20 protein-coding genes and 5 tRNA genes are annotated in these 23,859 nt (G+C 30.2%); 21 read left to right on the top strand and 4 right to left on the bottom strand.

From position 1 onward, the window contains the following. The first annotated feature begins 98 nt into the window (after positions 1–98). The 11 genes from pfkA to KDK92_RS01645 all read left to right on the top strand — a co-directional run bounded on the left by pfkA (position 99) and on the right by KDK92_RS01645 (position 10,758). Positions 99–1,055, top strand: a complete 957-nt coding sequence (pfkA, locus tag KDK92_RS01695; protein ID WP_250857304.1) for a 6-phosphofructokinase — start codon at positions 99–101, stop codon at positions 1,053–1,055. Positions 1,056–1,167: 112 nt separating this feature from the next. Then, positions 1,168–2,913 (top strand): pyruvate kinase, encoded by a 1,746-nt coding sequence (gene pyk, locus KDK92_RS01690; RefSeq protein WP_250857303.1) that lies wholly within the window; start codon positions 1,168–1,170, stop codon positions 2,911–2,913. 346 nt (positions 2,914–3,259) lie between these two features. Next, positions 3,260–3,616: a DUF1540 domain-containing protein gene (locus tag KDK92_RS01685; RefSeq protein WP_250857302.1), complete on the top strand. Its 357-nt coding sequence runs from the start codon at positions 3,260–3,262 to the stop codon at positions 3,614–3,616. 243 nt (positions 3,617–3,859) lie between these two features. Next, the gene (gene rlmD, locus KDK92_RS01680; RefSeq protein ID WP_250857301.1) at positions 3,860–5,242 is read left to right on the top strand and encodes a 23S rRNA (uracil(1939)-C(5))-methyltransferase RlmD; all 1,383 of its coding nucleotides are present in this window, start codon (positions 3,860–3,862) and stop codon (positions 5,240–5,242) included. Then, positions 5,243–5,491 (top strand): SemiSWEET transporter, encoded by a 249-nt coding sequence (locus tag KDK92_RS01675; RefSeq protein ID WP_250857300.1) that lies wholly within the window; start codon positions 5,243–5,245, stop codon positions 5,489–5,491. Positions 5,492–5,752: 261 nt separating this feature from the next. After that, positions 5,753–5,947 (top strand): aspartyl-phosphate phosphatase Spo0E family protein, encoded by a 195-nt coding sequence (locus KDK92_RS01670; protein ID WP_250857299.1) that lies wholly within the window; start codon positions 5,753–5,755, stop codon positions 5,945–5,947. A gap of 1 nt (position 5,948) precedes the next feature. Then, positions 5,949–6,497, top strand: coding sequence for an MEDS domain-containing protein (locus KDK92_RS01665; protein ID WP_250857298.1), 549 nt, complete (start codon positions 5,949–5,951; stop codon positions 6,495–6,497). Between the two features lie 136 nt (positions 6,498–6,633). Then, a complete protein-coding gene (gene lepB, locus KDK92_RS01660) occupies positions 6,634–7,185 on the top strand; it encodes a signal peptidase I (RefSeq protein ID WP_250857297.1) in 552 nt (183 codons plus the stop codon). Positions 7,186–7,521: 336 nt separating this feature from the next. Then, positions 7,522–8,394, top strand: a complete 873-nt coding sequence (locus tag KDK92_RS01655; protein ID WP_250857296.1) for an AraC family transcriptional regulator — start codon at positions 7,522–7,524, stop codon at positions 8,392–8,394. A 179-nt stretch (positions 8,395–8,573) separates the two neighbouring features. Then, positions 8,574–8,649 (top strand) — tRNA-Lys (locus KDK92_RS01650). A gap of 438 nt (positions 8,650–9,087) precedes the next feature. Then, a complete protein-coding gene (locus KDK92_RS01645; RefSeq protein WP_250857295.1) occupies positions 9,088–10,758 on the top strand; it encodes a S41 family peptidase in 1,671 nt (556 codons plus the stop codon). A gap of 480 nt (positions 10,759–11,238) precedes the next feature. Here KDK92_RS01645 and KDK92_RS01640 read toward each other — a convergent pair. From KDK92_RS01640 to KDK92_RS01630, 3 genes are all read right to left on the bottom strand, one after another. Further along, positions 11,239–11,323, bottom strand: a tRNA-Tyr gene (locus KDK92_RS01640). A gap of 5 nt (positions 11,324–11,328) precedes the next feature. After that, positions 11,329–11,404: transfer RNA gene (locus tag KDK92_RS01635), tRNA-Val, on the bottom strand. Between the two features lie 5 nt (positions 11,405–11,409). Then, positions 11,410–11,484, bottom strand: a tRNA-Glu gene (locus tag KDK92_RS01630). A gap of 215 nt (positions 11,485–11,699) precedes the next feature. On the opposite strand from KDK92_RS01630, the gene KDK92_RS01625 reads away from it, so the two are divergent. From KDK92_RS01625 to rpsA, 8 genes are all read left to right on the top strand, one after another. Then, positions 11,700–11,837, top strand: coding sequence for a hypothetical protein (locus tag KDK92_RS01625; RefSeq protein ID WP_250857294.1), 138 nt, complete (start codon positions 11,700–11,702; stop codon positions 11,835–11,837). 15 nt (positions 11,838–11,852) lie between these two features. Continuing rightward, a complete protein-coding gene (locus KDK92_RS01620; protein WP_250857293.1) occupies positions 11,853–12,152 on the top strand; it encodes an ATP-dependent Clp protease adaptor ClpS in 300 nt (99 codons plus the stop codon). A 4-nt stretch (positions 12,153–12,156) separates the two neighbouring features. Then, positions 12,157–14,397, top strand: coding sequence for an AAA family ATPase (locus KDK92_RS01615; RefSeq protein ID WP_250857292.1), 2,241 nt, complete (start codon positions 12,157–12,159; stop codon positions 14,395–14,397). A 146-nt stretch (positions 14,398–14,543) separates the two neighbouring features. Further along, a complete protein-coding gene (locus tag KDK92_RS01610; protein WP_250857291.1) occupies positions 14,544–16,034 on the top strand; it encodes a YjjI family glycine radical enzyme in 1,491 nt (496 codons plus the stop codon). 2 nt (positions 16,035–16,036) lie between these two features. Next, a complete protein-coding gene (locus KDK92_RS01605; RefSeq protein ID WP_250857290.1) occupies positions 16,037–16,876 on the top strand; it encodes a YjjW family glycine radical enzyme activase in 840 nt (279 codons plus the stop codon). Between the two features lie 70 nt (positions 16,877–16,946). Continuing rightward, positions 16,947–17,741 (top strand): histidinol-phosphatase HisJ family protein, encoded by a 795-nt coding sequence (locus KDK92_RS01600; RefSeq protein ID WP_250857289.1) that lies wholly within the window; start codon positions 16,947–16,949, stop codon positions 17,739–17,741. A 796-nt stretch (positions 17,742–18,537) separates the two neighbouring features. Continuing rightward, positions 18,538–19,713, top strand: coding sequence for an SEC-C metal-binding domain-containing protein (locus tag KDK92_RS01595; RefSeq protein WP_250857288.1), 1,176 nt, complete (start codon positions 18,538–18,540; stop codon positions 19,711–19,713). A gap of 99 nt (positions 19,714–19,812) precedes the next feature. Further along, positions 19,813–20,979, top strand: coding sequence for a 30S ribosomal protein S1 (rpsA, locus tag KDK92_RS01590; RefSeq protein ID WP_250857287.1), 1,167 nt, complete (start codon positions 19,813–19,815; stop codon positions 20,977–20,979). A gap of 452 nt (positions 20,980–21,431) precedes the next feature. On the opposite strand, the gene KDK92_RS01585 is transcribed toward rpsA, so the two are convergent. Then, positions 21,432–21,659 (bottom strand): hypothetical protein, encoded by a 228-nt coding sequence (locus KDK92_RS01585; RefSeq protein WP_250857286.1) that lies wholly within the window; start codon positions 21,657–21,659, stop codon positions 21,432–21,434. Between the two features lie 193 nt (positions 21,660–21,852). Here KDK92_RS01585 and KDK92_RS01580 point away from each other — a divergent pair. Continuing rightward, positions 21,853–21,926 (top strand) — tRNA-Trp (locus KDK92_RS01580). A gap of 602 nt (positions 21,927–22,528) precedes the next feature. Further along, entirely contained in the window at positions 22,529–23,854 is a 1,326-nt protein-coding gene (locus KDK92_RS01575; RefSeq protein ID WP_250857285.1) for a hypothetical protein, read from the top strand. The last annotated feature ends 5 nt before the right edge of the window (positions 23,855–23,859 follow it).

Below are 23,859 nucleotides of genomic sequence, written 5' to 3'. Positions count from 1 at the left end.
CTAAATAAAAGTAATGAATATTTCAAAGTTGGTTAAAATAAGTTTAATAAAATATATTTAAATTAGATATTCAAAAGAAAACTTAGGGGGTATTCCAGATGAAATGCATAGGAGTATTAACAAGTGGTGGAGACGCACCAGGAATGAATCCAGCTGTTAGAGCAGTTGTTAGAACAGCCTTATCAAAGGGTATTAAGGTAATGGGTATTAACAGAGGATACTCTGGCCTTATCAATGGTGATATTGAAGAGCTTACGAGAACAAGTGTATCCGATATTATCCATAAGGGAGGCACAATCTTAAAAACAGCAAGATGCCAAGAATTTAAACAAGAAGAAGTAAGAAAGAAAGCAGTGAATATTCTTAAAGTATTTGGAATCGACGGATTAGTAGTTATTGGAGGAGATGGTTCTTTCCAAGGAGCAAAACTATTATCAGACTTAGGAGTTGCAACAGTAGGGCTTCCAGGAACAATAGATAATGATTTAGCGTATACTGATTATACTATTGGGTTCTATACTGCAGTTAACACAGTACTAGATGCATTAAATAAAATTAGAGATACTTCATCTTCACATGAAAGAGTAAGTATTATTGAAGTAATGGGAAGACATTGCGGAGATATAGCACTTTATGCGGGTATTGCAGGTGGAGCAGAGCAAATTATTGTGCCTGAAAAAGATTATAAATTAGATGAAATTTGCAAATCTATAATTGAAGGTAAGAATAGTGGAAAAACACATAATATAATTATCTTAGCTGAGGGTGTTGGCGGAGCTAATGAGTTAGCTAAGGAAATTGAAGATATAACTGGAGTTGTATCAAGAGCTACTATACTTGGGCACATTCAACGTGGTGGAAGTCCGGTAACATTTGATAGAATTTTAGGAGCTAGATTGGGTGCTCATGCCATTGATACTCTAATAGAAGGTAGAACTGCCAGAGTTGTAGGTATTAAGAACAATAAAGTATTCGATATGGATATAAATGAAGCACTACAAGCTAAATCAGATTTTGATGAAGATTTATATGAATTAGCTAAAATCTTACGCTAATCTTAGGCTTATTTACTTGAATATGCCGTATATAAAATTGTGAGAACATATTTTGTTTATAAGTGTGTTATTACAGATCAAATGATAAATAAAGATATTATGGGAGGAAGAAATGAAAAGAACTAAGATTGTATGTACTATTGGACCAGCTTCAAATAATAAAGAGACTTTAACAGAGATGATGAAGGCAGGAATGAATGTTTCAAGACATAACTTCTCACATGGAGATCATGGTGAGCATACTGGAAACATGAATTTAGTTAAAGAAGTAAGAGAGAGTTTAGGGAAACATGTAGCAATCCTTTTAGATACAAAAGGACCAGAAATTAGAACAGGTGAATTTGCTAAAGAAGTTGAATTAATTGAAGGTAGCGAATTTGTAATCTATTGTGGTGAAGATGTAATTGGTGATGAGACTAAGTGTAACGTTACATATGAAGATCTTTACAAAGATGTTAAAGAAGGAGATAAAATCCTTATAGATGATGGTCTTGTTGGATTAAGAGTTGCTAGCGTTGAGGACAACAAGATTAACTGTATAGTATTAAATAATGGTTTAGTAAGCACTAAGAAAGGTGTTAACGTACCAGGTGTTGCAATTAATCTTCCTGCATTAACTGAAAAAGATATAGCAGACCTTAAGTTCGGTATCACTATGGGAATTGATTACGTAGCTGCTTCATTCGTAAGAAAAGCTTCAGATGTAGTAGCAATAAGAAAAATCTTAACAGAAAATGGTGGAGAGCATATCCAAATCATTTCTAAGATAGAGAATAGAGAAGGTGTCGATAATATTGACAAGATTATCAAGCTTTCTGACGGTATAATGGTTGCTAGAGGAGATCTAGGTGTTGAGATTCCTACAGAGGAAGTGCCATTAGCACAGAAGATGATGATTAAAAAATGTAATGAAGCTGGAAAACCTGTTATTACTGCAACTCAAATGCTTGATTCTATGATTAGAAATCCAAGACCAACAAGAGCTGAAGCATCTGACGTAGCCAATGCTATATTTGATGGAACTGATGCAATAATGTTATCAGGGGAAACTGCAAAAGGTAGATATGCAGTTGAAGCTGTTAAAACAATGGCAAATATAGCAATAACTGCTGAAAATTCAGTTAAAGAAGATGCTGTAGATGAAAGAAGTCATAGTAAGATTACAAGTATTCCAGATGCTATAAGTATAGCAGTATGTACAAGTGCAGCAGCATTAAAGGCAAAAGCTGTAATAACTGCTACACAAAGTGGTCAAACAGCGAACAATGTTTCTAAGTACAGACCAAATTGTACAATCTTAGCTGTTACACCACATGATGATGTAGCTAGAAGATTAGCTCTAAGATGGGGAGTTTGCCCAGTAGTTGCTGAGAAGAAAGATTCAACAGATGAGATGATTGAATCCTCAGTAGATATAGCTACTGAAAGAGGATACCTTGCTAAAGGAGACCTTGTTGTTATAGCAGCAGGTATTCCTATGAACTATGCAGGAAGCACTAATATGATGAAGGTACACATTGTAGGTGATGTATTAGTTAATGGTAAAGGAATAGTAAAGAAGAGTGGATACGGTTCAGTTAAAATCGTAAAAAATGTTGATGAAGCTGGAGATGTTATTTTCGAAGGTGATGTACTTGTATGTGAAACTTTAGATAATTCATATCTTTCTATTTTAGATAAGGTAAGTGCAATAATAGTGGAAGATGATCAGGTAAGTTCAAGTGTTGTAATTGAGTGTACAGCAAAAGAAATTCCAATTATTGCTGATGCATGTGAAGCAACAAAAATTCTTAAACAAGGATCTTTCGTAACTGTTGAAGGAGAAAGAGGAATTGTAATAGCAGGTAAAGCTGACTAATATAAATTTAAACACACCTTAGGGTGTGTTTTTTTAGTTGATAGGGACAGGTGACATTGGACAACGATGGATGCTTCTGACTGAGGTCACAAGCTAAATTATATTGTTCTTTAGGACAATAAAGGGTTTATTCGTTTCATTTTGATGAAACATTATATTTAACATACAATATTTTATTTTTGAGATAAAATGAGTAAACACCTCTTGTTTTAAAGACCAAAAACATCCTACGTAGGTTGTCGATTGTCCACTGTCAACTCTCCACTTTTTTTTTTGTTTTGTATAAAAAAGTCATAGATAGATAATCCTAAATTAAGAGAATAATATCAATAGGAGGAATTAATTTATGACTAGGTTAAGTTGTAACGCTGCAAATTGCGTGAGTAATGTTTCCGGATTATGTGGGGCTAGAAATATTAACGTTGCAGGAGCATCAGCGCATACAAGTGTATCCACTGAATGTAGTACTTTTGAAGAAAAAGGTTTAAAAAGTTCTTTATCAAATATTACAAATATGAATATTCCAGGTCAAGTAAAACAATTATTTAATAGTCAGAGTATTGAAATGTCACCTAATATAAGGTGCGAGGCACAGAGTTGTAAGTATAATGAAAATATGCTTTGTAATGCTAGTGATATTCATGTAAGTGGCCCTGGCGCACTATCAAGTAGTAGGACTTGTTGTGATACTTTTGTAGAATAATATAATTAGCTTTTGAAAAAGCCCAAGGTCAAGGAACAAGAAGAGCTAGCATCGAAGAGAATCTTGTGACGATGATATTGGGCTTTTTCAAAAGCCTGAGCTCGTGAATCGCGTGTAGCGCGATTTTTTTTATTGATATTTTTAAATTTTAATGGAATATAGCTGAAATAATTGGTATACTAAGGATTAGGGTCTACTAGAGATAAGACATGTGAAAAAACAAACCAGAAGGGTGATTGATAGATGGATAAAAGTTTACCTGTAATAAAAAATCAAGTTGTAGATGTAAGAATAGAGGCAATGGGATATCATGGGGAAGGAATCGCTAAGATTGACGGTTTCCCGATTTTTATTGAAGAGGCTATTGACGGAGAGATTGTAAAAGTTAGGATAATTAAAGTTAAATCTAAATATGCTTATGGTAAAATAATGGAAATTATTGAACCATCAAATGAAAGAAGAGATCCAAAGTGTAACTTATATAATAGATGTGGAGGGTGTAATCTACAGCATCTTTCTTATGAAGGACAACTTCAATTCAAAACAAACAGAGTACTTGATTGTATAACTAGAATAGGAAATGTTAAGAATGTAATTATGCATCCAACATTAGGTATGGAAGAACCTTATTCTTACAGAAATAAAGTGCAACTGCCAGTTGGTATAAATAAGACAAATTCAAATAATTCAGTGAGCATTGGATTTTTCGCTGCCAGAAGCCATGAAATAATTAATATGAATGTTTGTTATATTCAAGATGAAGTGGCTGATAAAATTATTAAATATACTAGAAGGTGGATGTTTAAATACAACATACAGCCTTATAATGAAGAAAAACATGAAGGTTTTATCAGACACATAATGGTAAGAAAAGGTTTTGTAACTGGAGAGGTAATGATTGTACTTGTAACAAATGGAACAGATATACCAGACATAAAACCATTTGTTGAAGTACTTAAAAAGAATGTAGAAGGGGTAACGAGCATAGTACAAAACATAAACACAAAGAGGACTAATGTTATCTTAGGCGATAAGTGTAAGACTCTTTGGGGGCAAGAATACATTAGAGATTATATTGGAAAGTTTGAATTTAATATATCTCCATTATCTTTCTATCAAGTTAATCCTGTACAAACAGAAGTACTTTACAATAAAGTACTTGAGTATGCAGAATTAACAGGGGAAGAAATTGTATTTGATGCCTATTGTGGAACAGGAACTATATCATTATTCCTTTCTGAGAAAGCAAAGAAGGTTTATGGAGTAGAGGTAGTTCCAGAAGCAATAAAAGATGCTCAGAAGAATGCAAAACAAAACAATGTTAAAAATGCAGAATTTATAGTAGGAGAAGCTGAAAAGGTTATTCCTAACATGATTAAACAGGGCATTAAAGCTGACGTTGTTGTTGTCGACCCTCCAAGAAAAGGATGCGATATAGCATTAATCAATGCACTTGGGGAAATGGAGCCTAAGAAGATTGTCTATGTATCTTGTGACCCTGCTACATTGGCAAGAGATCTTAAACTTCTTGAACAGAAGGGATATGAAACTGTAGAAGTTCAACCGGTGGATATGTTCCCTCAGACAGCGCATATAGAATCAGTTGTTAAGTTGGAACGTAAATAAATGATAGAGTATGTAGGGCTGTTAGCAGCGTTATTGACAACGGTTTCTTTTTTACCACAAGCAATAAAGGTTATTAAAGAAAAGAATACTACTGGAATATCATTAGGTATGTATAGTATGTTCACAGTAGGAGTGTTTCTGTGGCTAATATATGGAATAAGTAGAAGTGATTTTCCGGTAATAATTGCAAATGCAACAACTTTTGTATTTGCTGGTACAATATTGACAATGAAAATCAAATATAAATAAAGAAGCCTCATATTTTCTAAGTACTTTAGAGAATATGAGGTTTTTTATTTTTGGATTGATACTTGTGTTATGAGAACTATAGAGCGTTATAATAAAAGCTGCTAAGTGTGTTCTAATGTACAAGCATAGTATCATTATATACAAAGATAATGAAGATTCTACAAAATATAACAAATTTCTGCTGAATTAGGTGGTAGAATAAAAAAAGAAGTTTTATACTGAAGAATAAGACAACTTGGAAGGTGGGTGGGTAATAAGCTTATGATGAATAAAAATAGAAATTGTAAAACTATTAAAAGTGAAATTGAACTTTACAAAGAAAAGCTAAACTCAGCTGTCAAGAATGAAGGGATTTCTTTGGTAGACAAAGAAGTGATTGAGCTGAGTCAACACTTAGATGAATTAATAGTTGAATATACTAAAAAGTGTATGAAGAAGACTAGTGGAGGTGACTAGGTTGGGAATTGATGATTTATTTGGGAAGCATTCTATGTTTTATTATTATTGTGAAGACCATTTATTTATAAATTTAGTTAATTATATTGCAAAAGGTATAAACAATAAGGAAAAGATATATATTTCAATAGAGAAATCATTGTGTGAAAAACTAATGGATATTTTAGTTGTAAATAATATCTCTACAGAATCAATAAGGTTTGTTAATGTGAAAGATTTGATGCTAGGGAGTCAAATTAATGGGGTTTTGGAAGTGAAAAAATTAATAAATAAGTATGAAAAAGAAGAGGCTAATAAAGGGTTTTCTGGAATACGATATATATGGCAAACTTCTCATGTTATAAGAGAAACTTCAAAAGAAGTTTTTTTGGATTTTGAATGTAGGTTGACTTATGCACTGAAAGGTACATCTTCATCACTTCTGTGTGCATATGATTTTTATGATTATATTAACAATAAAAACATTATTGATGAAGAGATTATTGAAGAATCTATTAATACACATACTCACACGTTAGAAAAATTTTTAATTAAGAGTATAGCACAATAATAGGAATAATGTATGGTTAGTTAAAAGAGGCGTAAATTAAATAAACATTGACATATAATAGAAAGAGGTTTACTATTTTAATAGTTGAAGTTGTACAGTGTATAGTTATACTATTATATGATTATGAGGTGAGATTTTGGGCAAGGACAAAAAGAGTTTTATAAAGTATATATTGCTTGAATGGGGAGTACCTATTGTAGGTGCGTATATTGTGTTTTTAATCCTTAATAAATTTGTTTTTTTTAATATTATAGTTCCTACTAGTTCTATGGAACCGACTATTATGCCAAGTGATCGAATAATGGTTACAAGGATATATAATAAGAGTAATATTAAAAGAGGGGATGTTATAGTTTTTCAATCTGATGAATTAGGGGAAAAATTAATTAAGCGAGTTATTGGATTGCCAGGAGATGAGATTAAGATAACTGATAGTGGTGAAGTTTATATTAATGGTGAGATTATTCATGAAGAATATGTAAAGAAGCAAGTTAGAACCAAGGAGATATATCCTGGATTGAGAGTGGGAATCTACGAAGTTCCTAATGATTCATTTCTATTTTTAGGAGATAATAGATCAAACTCAAAGGATTCTAGGTATTGGAATAATCCATACATAAAAAAAGAAAAAATCTTGGGAAAAGCAAGGATAATTATATTTCCATTTAAAAGAATACAAACCTTTTAGAACTTAAGGGAAATGTATAATGGATAATGAAGAATGGTTCTGACAGCAGTCAGAACCTATATTTTATTGGTAATGAAATAATAGAATTTTACTCGTTTCACTTTTAGTGAAACATTGTATTTATATCACAATATTTTATCAAAAGATAAAATAAGTAAAACCTATATTGTCCTAAAGAACAATAAAATGTAGTTTCTGCAATAAAGCTGAAATGTCCATCATTTTCCATTATACATTCTCAATTATCCATTTTATTTAAGCGTGATTTTATAAAGCAGTTATTATCATGAAGTAGATTAAAAACGTTGATATACTATTTTTGAGGGGTGATGGAATATGAAGTGGTTAGAACGCTTTTCTAGCTGTATTGAATATATTGAGGAAAATCTAAAAGGTGATATTGAGATTGATGAGTTGGCAAAAAAGTCCTATTTATCAAAGGAGTATTTTTGCAGAATATTTCAGTATGTGACTGATATACCATTTAATGAATATGTAAGGAAGAGAAGAATGACATTAGCTGCTAAGGAATTAATCAATAGTAATACAAAGATAATTGATTTAGCGTTGGCTTATGGGTATTCTTCTCCAGAGGCCTTCTCGAGAGCATTTAAACAGATTCATGGTATATCACCTAAAGAAGCTCGTTCGAAGAAATCAGTATTAAAAGCATATCTTCCATTGTCCTTTCAAATACAGATAAAAGGAGATATTGAGATGAATTATAAGATTGTTAAAAGAGAGAAGCTTCAAGTTGTTGGGGTATGTAAAGAGTTTACAACTAGAGATGGTAGAAACTTTAAAGAAATACCTGAGTTTTGGAGAAAATTCAACTGCAATGAGTTGAGTGAAATTAATTGTGAGCAGTTAGATGAATACAACTCTAAAGAAGAAATATATGGTATATGCTTGCCTAAAGAAGATGGTAATGATGATACATTTAATTATATGATTGCAGTACCTTATAATGGAAAAGAGATAAAAGAGGGCTTAGAAGTGAAAGTTCTACCTGAAGCAACTTGGGCAGTATTTAAAAGTATTGGTCCAGTTAATAAAACATTACAGAAAAATATTAAGAGAGTCTTTACAGAGTGGTTGCCGGCTACAAAATATGAAATAGCTGGAATAGCAGATGTTGAAGTTTACCCATATGGAGAAATAAATAATGAAGATTATGAATGTGAGTTATGGGTGGCGGTGAAAGAATAAAAGAGTAGTGGTGAGTGGACAGTTGACTGTGGACAACGGTGGAGGGTTCTGACTAAGGTCAGAACCTTTAGTTTATTGGTGGTGAAACAATAGGACTTTACCAGGATTGTTAAGCTTCATAGCGCTGATGGTACTGCGCTGGAGACGGTGTGGGAGAGTTAGACGTTGCCAGGTAATATGATTCACTAGCTCAGTCGGTAGAGCGCATGACTTTTAATCATGGTGTCCAGGGTTCGATTCCCTGGTGAGTCACCACAAAACACTTGCTAATTTTTTAGTAAGTGTTTTTTTATATAAAAATATCTAGTGTGATTTTAGAGTAATGGCTCAAATTCAGTGTTTTATGAAATTAAAAATTTAATTAAGTAGGATATGAGAAAGTGTAAAAGTTGAACATTTTTATTTTTGGCTTAACATTTATTATATTTAGCATTTACACTCAACATTTCTATATGTAACTCTAAATAAATAATTAACATTTGTATAGTATAAAAAATATGATATATGTGTTTATTTCATTTAAAAGCTGATATGAAATAATTAACAAAAAGCTATTGACAGTATTGGTGCGTGGGTGTACTATTTGAATAGTACAGTAGTGATGTAATGGATGACAGCATTATATAATGGAAATAAACTATAAATATTAGCTAGAAACATATTTGTAGTTTGAATAATAAGGGGGAATATAAAATGAAAATTATAAAAAGGGTGAGTGTATTATCAATACTAGTAATAATAAGCTTTTTATTTGTAGGCTGTGATAATAAAAACGAGGGGCTGAGTGAATTTAGAACGTATTCTAATGATTATTATACTATACAATATCCATCAAATTGGCTAGAACCAGTAGATGATAGAAATCTAGTGATTTTTTCAACAGAGGATAATCAAATTTCATTGAAAGTAACGGCAACTCGAATCTATCCATATACAGAAAATTATATTCAAGAAATTTTGAAACAAATTGAAAAAGATATTAACGTTGAAGAATGTAGTGTTGGCGGAAATAGAGGATATAAAATTAAACTTGAAGTGAATGATGAGATAATCACTACATATATTCTTCAAGAAAAAGATATATTTTTAGAAATGAATTTTGTATGTCAAGCTAATGACTACAATAATTATCAATCTTTAATAAACCAAATAAAAAACACCTTTGAGTTTAATGACTTTGCGACTTTGAGGGAATTAAACCACAGTCCAAAAGTTAATGGTGATAGAGATGCTAAATGGTTAGCTGATATTGAATTTATATCGAAACAATTGCCTAAAAATCATAAAAATTTATTCTTTAAAGTAGAAGAAGAAGAGTTTTTAGCTAATGTAAAAAGTATAAAAGAAAAAATACCCACACTAACAGATGATGAAATGATTGTTGAAGTGAGTAGATTGATAGCTTCCATAGGTGATTCACATACATCATTTGTGTTTAATAGCGAAGAATCATATCCGCTTAAATTTTACTATTTTAATGATGGAATTTATTTATTAGATTCTGTACCTGAATATAGTGAATACATTGGTTTTAAACTAAAAGGGATAAATGGGAAAAGTGTTGAAGCAATTATAGAGCTATTTCGACCTATCATTCCTCATGAAAATGAATCTTGGTTTAAAAGAAAATTTGCAAAATATATAATTCTTACAGAATTTTTAAATGGTTTAAAAATCACCGACTCGGAAACAGTAAAATTCATTTTTATGGACAAAAATGGAAATGAAGAAAGTGTTGAAGTTAAACCTAGTCAGTGGGGTTTACAGAATGGAAGTGCGGATAAATCTGAAAAAATGCTATATCTAAAGAATAGTGAAAAAAATTATTGGTATGAATTTCTTGAAGAAGAAAAGTTGTTATATTTTCAATACAATGTTTGTTATAATATGAAGGGTAAATCTTTTTCGGATTTTAACAACGAGCTTTTTGACTTTATTGATAATAATTCTATAAATAAATTTGTAATTGATTTAAGGAATAACGGGGGCGGAAGTGCACTTATATTAGATCCATTTTTTGCTGAACTTAAAAAAAGAAAGAGTCTAGACCATCATGAAAAATTGTTTGTAATAGTTGGAAGAAACACATTTTCATCTGCAATACAAAATACTTTAAAATTTGAAAATGAAACCAACGCGACTTTTATTGGTGAACCTACAGGTGCTAAACCAAACCATTATGGAGAAGTTCAGCGTTTGAAATTAAGTAACACTAATACCGAAACAAGTTATTCAACCCAATATTTCGAACCCTTAAGTGAAGACATAGACTCATTTGTTCCAGATATAATTGTTGAACCAAATGCAGATGATTATTTTAACAATATAGATTCAGTAATGGTAAGAATATTAGAAATTAATTAGTATATAGAGAAATTATATGATAGAAATAGGGGGAATCTAAATAGAAGATATGTTGACGTAATGAGGTTATTAGAGGATGGTTAAGTCTGTATCTTCACGTTTCCTAAAAACCGCTGTTGCATACTGTACGGTGAACCGCATCATAAGTAGTGTGAAATTTAATATTAGTTATGAATAATAGGAGATTGTTTCTAATTATTCATATTATTCAAAGTGTATGTTGATATAAAAATCAATAATCAGTTAAGAAGCTAAGACACAATAAAAGAGTTTCATGAATCAAGAAAGGAAGCTAGTAGTTTAAATATATAATAAGAAACTACAATATTTTATTCTAAAATAAAATGAGTAAAAGCTTTTGTTCTAAAGACCAACAAAATGTAGTTTCTGCCCTAAAGCAGAAACTACCACCATTCTCTATTATCAATTATCCATTATACATTAAAAAAAACATCTGAGGAATATCAGATGTTTTTTAAATGGTGGGCGAAGATGGATTCGAACCATCGAAACGAAACGTAACAGATTTACAGTCTGCCCCCTTTGGCCACTCGGGAACTCGCCCAAATTTGGTGGGAACAACAGGGTTCGAACCTGTGACCCCCTGCTTGTAAGGCAGGTGCTCTCCCAGCTGAGCTATGCTCCCACATTTGGTGACCCATAGGGGAATCGAACCCCTGTTACCGCCGTGAAAGGGCGGTGTCTTAACCGCTTGACCAATGGGCCTTGCTTGGTGCTATATAAATATAACACGCAGAACTGAAAAGTGCAAGAAATTTTAAAACTAAAATCAGAAATTATGTTTATTTATCTCTTTTTTTCTTTTAATTCCTCCAAATAATTGCCAAAGTTTATGAAAAAAATTATTCTACTTGAAGCCTACTTAATAATCAACTATTATAGATATATGAAATGATTTAGTACAGATAGGGGAAGAGTGATTGAAGATAAAAAACGCGTATTTAGTATTATTAAGTATTATACTGGTGATTATTATGATGGCTGATTTTCATTTTAAGGATGAAGTAAAGAAAAAAGTTGGAAGAATCAGTATTAATCATAATTATAATTTAGATTAAAATGGAGTGATTTATATGAACGAATGTGGAAATGTTAAAAGTAAAAGTGATATAAAGATTAAGATGCCAAAGAAATATAAGGTTATAATGCATAATGATGATTATACTTCTATGGAATTTGTTATTGAAGTACTGGTGAAAATATTTGGTAAAAGTGTGCCGGAAGCTACCAAAATTATGTATGAGGTTCATGAGAATGGACATGGAATAGCGGGAATATACAGTTTTGATATTGCAAAAACAAAAGCATTAGAGGCAATGAGTATTGCTGAGGGTGAAGGATTACCATTTAATTTAACTGTAGAAGAGGAGTAGGAAAATGAGATTAGACGAAACTTTAAATAAGATATTGGTTGCTGCATATAGTGAAGCAAAGATAGGGAAGCATAAATATATTACCCCAGAGCATATTTTATACTCAGTACTAGGTTTTGATGATGGAAAGAAATTTATGAGTGAGTGTGGTGTGAAATCCAAGGAACTTATAGAAGATTTGAAAAATTATTTAGATACTGAAATTGAAGGACAAGATGAAGGAGAACCAATTCAAACATATGGAACTAATGAGATGTTCAATGCTGCAGCTACACAGGTAATTTCATCTGCAAGAGAGATAATAGAACTTAAGGATGTGATAGTTGCAATATATGATCTTGAAGAGTCATATGCAAGTTATTTTATAAAAAAACAAGGGATAGAACGATTAGATATCTTAAGAACTAATGTGAAAACCAAGAAGAAAGACATAGTAAAAGAAGATATAGCTGAAAATAAAAATAAATCAATAAGTGATTATGCCATCTGTTTAAACGATAAATATAAAGAAGGTAAGATATCTAAAATTATAGGCAGAGAAGAGGAAATTAAAAGAACTGTACAAATACTTTTGAGAAAAAGAAAAAATAACCCAATTCACGTTGGCGAAGCTGGAGTAGGCAAAACATCAATAGTTTATGGAATAGTACAGAAGATTGAAGATGGAGAAATAAATGAGAGTTTAAAGAATGGTAAGATATTTAGTTTAGATATGGGAGCAATTTTAGCAGGAACTAAATATAGAGGAGATTTTGAAGAAAGGTTTAAGAATCTATTAAATGAGATAGCTAAATATGATAATCCAATTGTATATATAGATGAAATTCATACTATAATTGGTGCAGGTGCCATATCTGGAGGTACTATGGATGCTTCTAATATGTTGAGTAGTTATCTTGAAGAGGGTCATATAAAATTTATAGGAAGCACAACTTATGTAGAATACAATAAATATATAGCTAAGAATTCTATGCTTTATAGAAGATTTCAGAAGATTGATGTAATAGAACCTTCTAAAGATGAAACTATAAAAATTGTGAATGGTGTTAAGTCCGAATATGAAAACTTCCATAATGTTGAGTATAGTGAAGAGGCAATACTTAATATCATTGAGTTATCAGAGAGATATATTAGAGATAAGAAGTTTCCTGATAAAGCAATTGATTTAATGGATGAGATTGGTTCATATATTAAAATGGAAAAGTTGGATGAAAAGCTTTCAATAAGAATTGAGGACACAATAGAAGATACTCCTAGAAAAGATACGAGAGTTTCAATTCATGGAAAAGATGCTAAAAGAGTTATATCAAAAATGTTAGGAATTCCACAGGAAAGTGTTGGGAAATCTAATTTAGATAAACTTAAATCACTAAGAAGTGAGCTTGAAAGTAAAATTTATGGACAGAGCAAAGCTGTTGAGACTACTGTAGAAGCTATTAAAAGATCATATGCAGGTCTTAATGATGATAATAAAGCTGTTGGAAATCTATTATTTGTTGGACCTACAGGAGTAGGGAAAACAGAACTAGCAAAACAGATTTCAAAGTTAATGGATATGCAATTTTTAAGGTTTGATATGAGTGAATATCAAGAAAAACATTCTGTGGCTAGATTAATAGGAGCGCCTCCAGGATATGTTGGGTACGAAGAAGGTGGGCTTTTAACAGATAAAGTGAAGAATTCGCCAAGAAGTGTGGTTTTACTTGATGAGATTGAAAAAGCACATAGTGATATATTCAATATACTTCTTCAGGTAATGGATTATGGTACTTTAACTGACAATAGTGGAGCTGAGACAGATTTTAGAAATACAATAATAATCATGACTTCAAATGCAGGTGCTAAAGATATGAGTAAAGATAGAATCGGGTTTGGAGATAGAACAATGGTTAATGAGGCAGTGAATGATGAACTTAATAAACGTTTTTCACCTGAGTTTCTGAACAGACTTGATGATGTGATAATATTTAATCATCTTGGAGAAGATGAAGTGAAAAGCATTATTAATAAAATTTTCAATGAGATTAACATAAAACTTATGAAAAAAGGTAAGAGAATAGAAATTGGAACTGAAGGAATAGAATATATTATTAAGAATGCATATTCAAGGAAGTATGGTGCTAGAGAGATTTATAGATACATTGATAAGAATGTTAAGAGTCTTTTAGTAGATAAAATTCTTTTTGATGATAAGGCGGAAGAGGTTATTAATATAACTGTAGAGGATGGAAAACTGGCAATATAAATTTAATCTATTTGAATAAATTAACTTCTGAAATAGAATATCTATATAGGTTCACTAATAGGAAATTAAATGATATAATATAATTAATAATGATTATTTCATAGTATAAAAAATTTTGAATTTTTTAACAAAGGAAGGGATAAATTATGAGTGATGTTCTGAATATTATAAAAGATAAGACTCTTACTTTCGAACAAAGAGTAATAGCACTTGCGAGAGCAGCAGAAAACTCTATTGATGTTTTAGGAATTACTGAAGAAATACAAAAGTATAGAGATAATGGAGTGATTTGTGATTTAGGTGAAGGTAATGCTCCATATAGACCAAGATATATTGTGCCAGATTATAATAAGTTCATGGAACAGGGAAGTGAATTTTTAAAGTTACAACCACCAACTGATATTTGGGAGGCTGTGAACAATCTGCTTATTTTGTATAAACATGTTCCTTCAATTACAACATTTCCTGTTTATATTGGGAATATTGATAAATTATTAGATCCATTTGTAAATGACGAGGAAGAGGCATATAAAGCTATAAAATTCTTTATGCTTCATATAGATAGAACAATAACTGATTCATTCTGTCATGCTAATATAGGACCAGAAAAAACAAAGGCAGGAGAAATAATATTAAGAGTTCAGAGAGAACTTGAAGTGCCTATACCAAATATTACAATAAAATATGATGAAGAAATAACACCAAATGACTTTGCAATAGATGCTATAAACACTGCATTAATAACTGCAAAACCAAGTTTTGCTAATCATAAGATGTTTACTGAAGATATAGAAAACTATGGAATTGCTAGTTGTTATAATGGTCTTAAAATTGGCGGTGGAGCATATACACTTGTTAGATTGAATTTTGGAAGACTTGTAGACCATGCTGAGAATAAGGATCACTTCATGAATGAGTTATTCCCAGATGCTGTAGAGAAGATGTTACAATATATTGATATGAGAATTAATTTTCTTGTTGAAGAAAGTGGTTTTTTTGAAAATCATTTTTTACTAAAAGAAGGATTAATAAATTCAGAAAATTTCACAGGAATGTTTGGTGAAGTTGGAATAGCTGATTGTGTAAATAAATTATTGAAGTGTGATAGACTTGAAGATAGATTTGGTCATAGTGAAGTTGCCACTGAATTAGGAGTAGAGATAATAGATAAACTTAATGAAATGGTTAACAATCATTACAATAAACACTGTAAGTTTACAGATGGTAAATTTATGTTACATGCTCAAGTGGGTATAGATACAGATAATGGTATAGCTCCAGGTTGTAGAATACCAATAGGGGAGGAACCAGAAATATTTGATCACTTAAAAGTATGTGCTAAATTCCATAAGTACTTTCCATCAGGAATAGGTGATATATTTAGTTTTGATACTACTGTTAAGAAAAATCCACAATACATTCTGGATATAATAAAGGGAAGTTTTAGTATTGGAGTAAGATACTTTTCGCCTTATGCAAGCGATTGTGATGTTGTTAGAATAACAGGATACCTTGTTAAAAGATCGGAGATTGAAAAAATTGAAAAAGGTGAGGCTGTACTAAGGGATACCACTGTTTTAGGTGCTGGAGCTGTTAAAAACCAAAGAGTATTACAAAGAAAAGAGAGAAGTAAATAAGTATGAAAACTGCAATCGTAAACAAAATTATTCCCTTTAGTTCAGTAGATGGACCAGGTAATAGAACAGCGATTTTTTTACAGGGATGCAATATTAATTGTTTATATTGTCATAATCCAGAAACAATTAATGTGTGTAATAATTGTGGTAAATGTATAGCACATTGTCATTCGGGAGCTGTTAGCAGGGCAGAGAGTGGAAAAGTCATATGGGATGAAAAGAAGTGCACTGATTGTGATGAGTGCATTAGAATATGCAAAAATAATAGTACACCAAAAGTGAAATTTATGACTGCAGAGGAAGTTGCACTTGAAATTAATAAATATAGACCTTTTATACAAGGTATCACTGTATCAGGTGGTGAATGCACTCTTCAATCAGAGTTTATTACTGAACTATTCAGTATTACTAAAAAGATGGGATTAACTAATTTTATCGATACTAATGGAACTGTGGCATTATGGAATAAAAAAGAACTATTAGAAGTAACAGATAAGGTTATGTTTGATTTAAAGGCATATGATATCAATGAACATGTTAAGCTTACAGGAGAAGGAAATGAGAATGTACTTGAAAATATTGTGAGATTAGGTGAAGTTGATAAAATATTTGAAGTGAGAACTGTTATTGTGCCAGAAATACTGAATAATTCTGAAACAGTTGAGAAGACTTCTAAATTGATTGCTGGAATAAATGATGCTATAAGATATAAACTTATTAAATATAGAAAATATGGAGTAAGAAAAGATTTAAAAGGTATTGAGAGTCCTTTGGATTCATATATGGAATATTTAAAGGAAATTGCTACTCAGAATGGGTGCAAGGACGTAGTTATTGTTTAAAAAGATAGTTGAGAACTTTAGATTTGTTTTAAAAGCACGGCTTGCCGTGCTTTTTTCGAGGGGGAAAAACATGAAAAAAATTGATCATCATATTCATACGGATAATTCTTTTGATAGTGTGGAAAAACTGAAAAAAATGTGCGAAAAAGCAGTAGATGAAGGCATAGAAATAATAGGATTTGGTGAGCATTTTTCAACTATTGAAAGATTGCCAACATACGGGCATATGAGATTTGGAAAATATAATCAAGAAATTGAATATTGTAGAAGTAAGTTTAAAGGAGAACTGGAAATATTAAAAGGTCTTGAAATATGTAGTCCACAATATAATATTGATAGTATATTAAAAATTGTTAAGGATGAAAAGATAGACTTTATCATTGGATCAGTTCATGATATAGATGGACCAAAACTAAGAAAATACATAGATGGAAAGTGCAATAAAGAAGCATATGAAGGATACTTTAAGAAGGTACTTCAGGCCTCAGAAAAGGGGGAATATGATATTTTAGGGCACATTGACCTTCTAAAAAGATATGCATTTGAGCAATTAGGAAACTATGAATTCAATGATTTTGAAGGAATAATCAGTGAAATACTCAAAAATGTTATCAAACGGGATAAAGCAATAGAAGTAAATACATCAGGATTAGGTAGTGGGGCTAAGGAATTATTCCCAAGCATAGAAGTTTTAAAACTATACAAAGAGTTAGGTGGAAAACTAATCACAATTGGTTCAGATGCCCATAGTGCCGAAAAACTAGGCAATAATCACACAATAGCAGTAGAAGTATTAAGGGATTTAGGGTACAAAGAATATTACTATTATAAACAGAGAAAACCACATAGAGTGAGCATAGAATAAAAAATGTTCAGAGTGATAAAAAAAGTAAAGAACAAGGAACTTGAAACTGGAGTAGGGCCGCTATAATTGTATATTTCAAGGACTATATATTAAAGGAAAAGTTATAAAAAAATATTTTAAATAAATTTTTCAGTGAGTTAAAAGTGTGGAGTTCAAGGAATGTTGGATTCGAGCAACGTAGCGTATAAGCAATACGTGAGTAGCGCAGATATCCAACAATGATGCCGAAATCCACACTTTTAACCACTGAAAAGAGGAGAGTTATGGGGGGAATAGTAACTATTCCCATAACTCTCCTCTTCGGGTCTTAGCCACTCATGGTCTAAGCCGTTAAATATGATATTAATATTATAAATAAGTTATATCTTATTTATATTATAACATATGTGTATTAATGTAGTGAAGTGCTAATGTTAAAAATTCTGATTATTCTTAATAGTATTTTATGTTATTGTTTATTATTTATTCACCACTATTATATAATCGTACAAATTAGAACAAATTTTAAAAAGGGATTAAAAAAGAAGGTATTATTTGGATAAATGCATTGGTAATGAAGGGTAGAAATAATATTTTTAAAGTATAAATCTACAAGATATTATTACAAAACTTTGTGCAATAAATGGGTTTTGAAATATTTTTATTATATGTTATAATTCAAATGTTGTGCTTTTTTTATCAACAAACGATATACAAAACTTGTATTTGAAGTTAAATACTGGTAAAATTAAAGTAGTTTACTAGTTATGATATATATTTTAAATTTAGTTAGAATGATTTGTAGGAGGAAATTAGGGTGGTTAATAATAAAATCAGCGAGAAAGATCAGAAAGTACTAATAAAAGCTTTAGAGAAAATAAATAATGTACAAGATGAGCAAAAAAGAAAGAATTTTGAAAAGATGTTTAAGAAAATATCAAGTGATTTATCTTTAGAGGAGTTACTGAACACGTATACAGTAGCAGAACTCAAAGAAGTAAAGAAAATTTGGAAAGTTATTTTGCCTAGTACAGCTAAAAAAAATGATTTGATTCAAGGAATTAAGTCATCTATGGAGAAAGATTTGTCTATAGGAATGATGTATTTTGATAGTGATAGAGTAAGTGAATTAGCTTCATTTATAAACAAGCCAGTTCAAATTAATTGGAGTATGAATGTAAAAGCTATAACTTATTTCAGAAAGTTAGGTCTTGTTTACACTGGAATTATTGATGGTAATAAATCTGTGATTTGCCCAAAAGAATTTAATGAAATGTTTTTAGAATTAAAAAAGGACAAGCAATTTCTTAGAATGATTACTAGAAATGATGATATTTTGAACTTAACAAGGGGATACTTACATGTATATGGTGCATTAAGTATATCTCAATGTATAGAATTAGTTGAGAAAAGTATTGATAGCAATATAGAACATGAATGGTTCATACAGTTTATTTTACAAAGATATGCATATAAAAGTAATGAATTTATAATTTATGGTGATTATGTTTGTCATAGTGATATATATGATCATATTGATATTGTTGAAAAAGTGCAGAAATGTGACTATGACTACAAAAAATATAGTGTGGATAAGATAAAAGAGTTTGGTAGTGAGAAATACATAAAAAATAGTGGTTGTAGAAATGATTTGAAGGATTTACTTCTTAAGTCATATAACATGGAAGAATATGATGCAGAGGAAATAATTGATGCATGTGAATATGCAATTAAAAATGATAAAGATGTACAATTTGTTATGGAGTATTTAAGTCATAGCTTAGTTGTAAATGATATGAATATATATGCTAAGTTATTAAAGCATTTAATTGCTTTGAAGGAAGAAAATGTTCATTGGACACTTAAAGGATATACGCCAAAAGAAATAGAATCGCTTAAAGAGAATAAAGGAACACAGTTGAAAATCGGAAGAAATGATCCTTGTTATTGTGGAAGTGGGAAAAAATACAAAAAATGTTGTGGAAAAAATTAATTAAATATACAATGAAGTGGATAAGTTTGATATAATATTAAGTAGTAGTATAATAGAAATAACTATAATTTATGGGGAACTTAAAAAGGAGAGATGAAAATGACTGAACAACACAATGATATGAATAATATGATAAATGAAATTGAAGCATCAATGAAGAGAATTAATAATGGAGAAATTTTAGAAGGTAAAGTAATTTCAGTTAATGAAAATGAAGCAATAATAAATATTGGACATATGGCAGACGGAATTTTACCTAAAAATGAGATTTGTAGTGAAGATATAGATCCAAGAGAAGTAATTAAAGTAGATGATATTTTAAAAGTATATGTAGTAAAGAGTAAAGATGAAAATGGTAATGTTCTTCTTTCTAAAAAAAGAGCAGAAGCGGTATTAGTATGGGATGAATTAGAAGAAGTAATGGATAAAGATGAAACATTAACTGTTAAAGTAAAAGAAGTAGTTAAAGGTGGAGTAGTTACTGATATTAAGGGAGTAAGAGGATTTATTCCAGCATCTCAACTTAGTGCAGATTATGTTAAGGATTTAGCAGAATTTGTGGGTGTTGAGCTTGGTGTTAAGGTTATTGAACTAGATAAGAGTAAGAAGAAGTTAGTTCTATCTAGAAGAGTAATCGAGGTAGAAGAGAGACAAGAAAAGAAAAAAGAACTTTTTGCTACTATTAAAGCTGGAGAAAAAAGAACAGGTGTTGTAACGAAAACAGCTAAATATGGGGCTTTTGTTGATATAGGTGGAGTAGATGGTTTGGTTCATATTACTGAATTATCTTGGAAGAGAGTTAAAAGTACTGATGATGTGGTTAAAGTTGGAGATGAAGTAGAAGTATATGTATTATCTGTTGATAATGAAAAAGGCAGGATTTCATTATCTATGAAAGATACTATGGAACATCCATGGGATAAAGAGATAACAACTTTCAAAACTGGAGATATTGTTGATGCAAAAATTGTTAAAATAATGGATTTTGGAGCATTTGCAAAGATTAATGAAGAAATTGAAGGATTAATTCATATTTCTCAAATAAGCGAAGAGAGAGTTACTAATATTAAGGAAGTATTAAATATTGGTGATACTGTACAGGTTAAAATAATTAGTATTGATAAGGATAGTAGAAAAATTGGTTTAAGTATTAAAGAGGCAATTGAAAAGCCTGTTATAAACCTTGATGAATTTAATGATGAAGATGATATGCAAACTTTAGGAGACTTATTTGGTGATAAGTTCAAAAATTTAGATTTAAAATAGAACTTAGGGCTATCTCAAAAGTAAATTTTTGAGATAGCCTCTTTTTATAGATATACTACATTAAATTTGAATGTAAGATATTCTGAAGAATAAAGAATATCAACAATACTTATTCTTTGTTCTCTCTTCTTTGTTCTTTGATAGATGAACCTATGAAGTAGTTTATCTATATATACTATATGAAAAGACCGAATGCTGGGAATCCTCTTAAAAACCAAATGGACATACTAGGAAAAATAAAGCAATTATAAATATTATGCCTTCCCAAAAGCAATTATTAGGACGACGTTGAATGTAATTGGTTCTATTACATGGGTAACAGTTGTTCATCATAATGCCTCCTTATCTTAAAGTTTAACAAATATACACTATATACCTATGACTAGTTATTTATTTGAATATGCCTTAGGTGTTGTATCAGTATATTTTATGTTAAGAATTTAAATAGGTGATTATGAATTTAAATCATCATATATTGAAGAAATAATTTCAGACCGCACTCTTTTATCAAGATAACCTTTTTTTTCTGCTTCTGTTAAGAGAGAAGAACTTACATTAATAACAGTATTCATATATTCGTTTTTATCTATAATGCCTTTTTCTTCAAGTAGATTTAAAAGAGCATTTAATTCAATTGTATTGATGAGGGGACTATTTTTTGATGAACTAGAATATTTCATTGTTACACCTCCGATTCAGGTATATGAAAATAAAGAACAAGTCAAAGATACACACCATAAACCTGGGACTAGTTATTTATTTGATATCCCTTATATAATATATAAGTATTTTTCGCATATTAAGAAAAAATTATTTATTATAATTTAGTCTTGCGTACAAGTTGTAAATATGTTAAAATAAATCTTGTCACGAAGGGGTATAGTTTAACGGTAAAACAGCGGTCTCCAAAACCGTTGATGCGGGTTCGATTCCTGCTACCCCTGCCAAAGCTGAAGAGAATCTTCAGCTTTTTTTTATTCTTTAGAAATTGAAAGATTTCCTAAATAAATTATCACATGTAACCATGTTTATATAAATGGGTTATATGTTTGTGTAAAATTGTACCACTTTGGATGAATTTGTTATTAAGAACTTACATATAACTATATTGGCAAAGAATAGAATTATAAATAGGTTTTTGGAATGTTGGGAATTGATCCAATAAAAATTCGTTTACTGATTGAGAATTTATAGAGGAATATAATGGGATTTGGACTGAGATAAAAGTAAAATAAATGATATAAAAAGAGTATTGTTGAACAATACTCTTTTATATTTAATTAAAGGTTTTTTATCACTTTTTTTTGATAAAACTTGTATTATGGTGTAAAATTTATATTATGGGAAATAATTAATAAGGTATATGAAAAGAAATAACAAGTAAAAGATACACACCATAAACCTATGACTAGTTATTTGAATATGCCTAAAGTAAAACTGAATTTAATTGCAAATGAAAAAAATATTAATTATTTTAGGAGAAATTAAAATAGAGGGGCTAGGATATATTCCATGGTAATCTCTATTATGTGTTTTTTTGGAGGACTTTATGAGAAAAAGAATGTATATATTTTTAATTATAATAGTAATGATATTATTCAGTGGGTGTGATGAGTTCTCTTTACCTGAAGAGATGATACAGAAACCTAATATGGAAAAGAAAATTACTGTGGCACAAAAGGTTGTTGATGAATTACCATCAACATTCGAGCTTATTCTACCTAGAAACATTCAAAATAGTGCTGCAATCAATTATGCTGATTTAACAGGGGATGGTGAAGATGAGCTTATAGCAATATATAAGATGAAAGACAAGCTTAATGAATATATGATTGGAATTCTTAAAGAATACATGGGTACATGGGAAAAATTAGATTTTATTGATGGAGTTGCACTGAATATACAAGATATAATATTTAAAGATATTAATAATGATGGAAAAGAAGAGATAATAATTAAGTGGCTAGAGGAGAATAAAAAATTAAGAGTTGAAGTATATAGTGAAAAAAATAGGAATATGTTCACTCGCTTTGAAAACAAATGTGATGAAGTAAAAATTATTGATTTAGATAATGATAATATTGATGATATTGTACTTTTCAATATAGATGAAGATGGGCAAGTAATAGCAACCCTTTATAATATTGAGAACAGTGAAAGTATAAACAGCATTATAATTCCAAGTGATGGGAATGTAAGAAGTATTTTGGCTAATAGTGGGAAAGCAACTAAAGATATTAATGGAATTTTTGTAGATGTGCCAATAGGAATTTATTCTGGATATACAGAACTTTTGATAAAAAAAGATGGTAAATTAGCGAAAGTATTTTCTGAAGGTGAAAAAGATTTCGGAATTACCAAGAGTGAATTTTTCACAAATGATGCAGACGTTGATAAAGATGAAATCAGAGAGATTAATATTTTATATCAAGAGAAGTTATTTGATGAAGAGAGTAATAATCAAAATCCAATAATTCAAAAATGGTATAATTGGAATGGTTTAAGAGGTTTAACACATAAAGTCGATATTTACTATGATCAAGCGAATGCATTCAGATTCTATTTGCCTAAAGAGTGGAAAGATAACTATGTAATGGAAGTAAATGAGAGTGGATATATGAAATATATGTTTATATATGATAAAGAAACATATCCCGATAATAAGATTGAGCTTGCTAGATTAATGGTTATTGATGATAGTTATATTGATAAATTTAATAAAAATGCTAGTGAGGCAGGAAGAAAATATTCGGTTATTGGAAAAAATAATAGAAAAACATTCTTTTTTTATAATAACAAGAATGATTCTAGAATTAAGAAAGAATTAAAAGTTGATGATGAGATAATTAAAACAAACTTTGAAATATTGAGATAATGGAG

Origin of the sequence: Oceanirhabdus seepicola (genome assembly GCF_023684385.1) — a bacterium.
GTDB lineage: Bacteria > Bacillota > Clostridia > Clostridiales > Clostridiaceae > Oceanirhabdus > Oceanirhabdus seepicola.
Note: the sequence above shows the minus strand (reverse complement) of the source record. Positions and strands in the feature narration are given on the sequence as shown.